Here is a 3,109-nt window from a genome sequence, read left to right as displayed (position 1 = left end):
TGCTAAGCGACTACCGTATCTAACAGGGGGCAACCCCCAACTACTTCAGGCGTTCTAGGGCTTAACTGCTGTGTTCGGCATGGGTACAGGTGTATCTCCTAGGCTATCGTCACTTAACTGTTGAGTTTTGTCAACTCAAAATTGAATATCTATATTCTAACAAGAAACCGATCGCTTGTCAATATTGACTCTAGTTTATTTCTTTGGATAAGTCCTCGAGCGATTAGTATTGGTCCGCTACATGTGTCGCCACACTTCCACTTCCAACCTATCTACCTGATCATCTCTCAGGGCTCTTACTAACATAAAGTTATGGGAAATCTCATCTTGAGGTGGGTTTCACACTTAGATGCTTTCAGCGTTTATCCCTTCCCTACATAGCTACCCAGCGATGCCTTTGGCAAGACAACTGGTACACCAGCGGTAAGTCCACTCTGGTCCTCTCGTACTAGGAGCAGATCCTCTCAAATTTCCTACGCCCGCGACGGATAGGGACCGAACTGTCTCACGACGTTCTGAACCCAGCTCGCGTGCCGCTTTAATGGGCGAACAGCCCAACCCTTGGGACCGACTACAGCCCCAGGATGCGACGAGCCGACATCGAGGTGCCAAACCTCCCCGTCGATGTGAACTCTTGGGGGAGATAAGCCTGTTATCCCCAGGGTAGCTTTTATCCGTTGAGCGATGGCCCTTCCATACGGAACCACCGGATCACTAAGCCCGACTTTCGTCCCTGCTCGAGTTGTAGCTCTCGCAGTCAAGCTCCCTTATACCTTTACACTCTGCGAATGATTTCCAACCATTCTGAGGGAACCTTTGGGCGCCTCCGTTACCTTTTAGGAGGCGACCGCCCCAGTCAAACTGCCCGTCAGACACTGTCTCCGATAGGGATAACCTATCCGGGTTAGAGTAGCCATAACACAAGGGTAGTATCCCAACAGCGCCTCGGTCGAAACTGGCGTCCCGACTTCGTAGGCTCCTACCTATCCTGTACATGTGGTACAGATACTCAATATCAAACTGCAGTAAAGCTCCATGGGGTCTTTCCGTCCTGTCGCGGGTAACCTGCATCTTCACAGGTACTAAAATTTCACCGAGTCTCTCGTTGAGACAGTGCCCAAATCATTACGCCTTTCGTGCGGGTCGGAACTTACCCGACAAGGAATTTCGCTACCTTAGGACCGTTATAGTTACGGCCGCCGTTTACTGGGGCTTCAATTCAGATCTTCGCTTGCGCTAAACCCTCCTCTTAACCTTCCAGCACCGGGCAGGCGTCACCCCCTATACATCATCTTACGATTTAGCAGAGAGCTGTGTTTTTGATAAACAGTTGCTTGGGCCTATTCACTGCGGCTGACCATAAGTCAGCACCCCTTCTCCCGAAGTTACGGGGTCATTTTGCCGAGTTCCTTAACGAGAGTTCTCTCGCTCACCTGAGGCTACTCGCCTCGACTACCTGTGTCGGTTTGCGGTACGGGTAGAGTATGATACATCGCTAGAAGCTTTTCTCGGCAGTGTGACGTCACTAACTTCGCTACTTAACTTCGCTCCCCATCACAGCTCAATGTTATAGATACAAGCATTTGACTCATATCACACCTCACTGCTTAGACGGGCACTTCCAATCGCCCGCTTTAGTTAGCCTACTGCGTCCCTCCATCACTTCATACTCTAGTACAGGAATATCAACCTGTTGTCCATCGGATACACCCTTCGGTCTCTCCTTAGGTCCCGACTAACCCAGGGCGGACGAGCCTTCCCCTGGAAACCTTAGTCTTACGGTGGATGGGATTCTCACCCATCTTTCGCTACTCATACCGGCATTCTCACTTCTATGCGTTCCAGCACTCCTCACGGTATACCTTCTTCACACATAGAACGCTCTCCTACCATAACACTAATGTGTTATCCACAGCTTCGGTAAATTGTTTTAGCCCCGGTACATTTTCGGCGCAGGGTCACTCGACTAGTGAGCTATTACGCACTCTTTGAATGAATAGCTGCTTCTAAGCTAACATCCTAGTTGTCTGTGCAACCCCACATCCTTTTCCACTTAACAATTATTTTGGGACCTTAGCTGGTGGTCTGGGCTGTTTCCCTTTCGACTACGGATCTTAGCACTCGCAGTCTGACTGCCGACCATAAATCATTGGCATTCGGAGTTTATCTGAAATCAGTAAACCGAGATGGCCCCCTCATCCAAACAGTGCTCTACCTCCAAGATTCTCAAATGTCGACGCTAGCCCTAAAGCTATTTCGGAGAGAACCAGCTATCTCCAAGTTCGTTTGGAATTTCTCCGCTACCCACAAGTCATCCAAGCACTTTTCAACGTGCCCTGGTTCGGTCCTCCAGTGCGTCTTACCGCACCTTCAACCTGCTCATGGGTAGGTCACATGGTTTCGGGTCTACGACATAATACTAATTCGCCCTATTAAGACTCGGTTTCCCTACGGCTCCGTCTCTTCAACTTAACCTCGCATCATATCGTAACTCGCCGGTTCATTCTACAAAAGGCACGCTCTCACCCATTAACGGGCTCGAACTTGTTGTAGGCACACGGTTTCAGGTTCTATTTCACTCCCCTTCCGGGGGACTTTTCACCTTTCCCTCACGGTACTGGTTCACTATCGGTCACTAGAGAGTATTTAGGGTTGGGAGATGGTCCTCCCGGATTCCGACGAGATTTCGCGTGTCTCGCCGTACTCAGGATACTGCTAGGTATAAAGAATATTTCAAATACGAGGCTATTACTCTCTTTGGCCTACCTTCCCAGGTAGTTCTTCTATACTCTTTAAGTCCACATTGCAGTCCTACAACCCCGAGGAGTAAACTCCTCGGTTTGCCCTCCTGCCGTTTCGCTCGCCGCTACTAAGGCAATCGCTTTTGCTTTCTCTTCCTGCAGCTACTTAGATGTTTCAGTTCACTGCGTCTTCCTCTACACTACCTTAACAGTAGTGAGTGACAGGCATTACCTGCCGGGTTCCCCCATTCGGACACCCCTGGATCATTGCTTACTTACAGCTCCCCAAGGCATTTCGTCGTTAGTCACGTCCTTCATCGGCTTCTAGTGCCAAGGCATCCACCGTGCGCCCTTATTAACTTAACCTT

At 49.8% G+C, this 3,109-nt stretch carries 2 rRNA genes; both read right to left on the bottom strand.

Features of this window, described 5'->3' with window-relative positions:
* Position 1: 1 nt before the first annotated feature.
* Positions 2–117: ribosomal RNA gene (rrf, locus tag NOL38_RS10315) — 5S ribosomal RNA — on the bottom strand.
* Between the two features lie 86 nt (positions 118–203).
* A 23S ribosomal RNA gene (locus tag NOL38_RS10310) occupies positions 204–3,107 on the bottom strand.
* Positions 3,108–3,109 lie beyond the last annotated feature (2 nt).

The organism is Streptococcus suis (assembly GCF_029616525.1).
GTDB classification, from domain to species: Bacteria; Bacillota; Bacilli; order Lactobacillales; family Streptococcaceae; genus Streptococcus; species Streptococcus suis_AF.
This window is presented reverse-complemented; position numbering and strand designations above follow the sequence as displayed.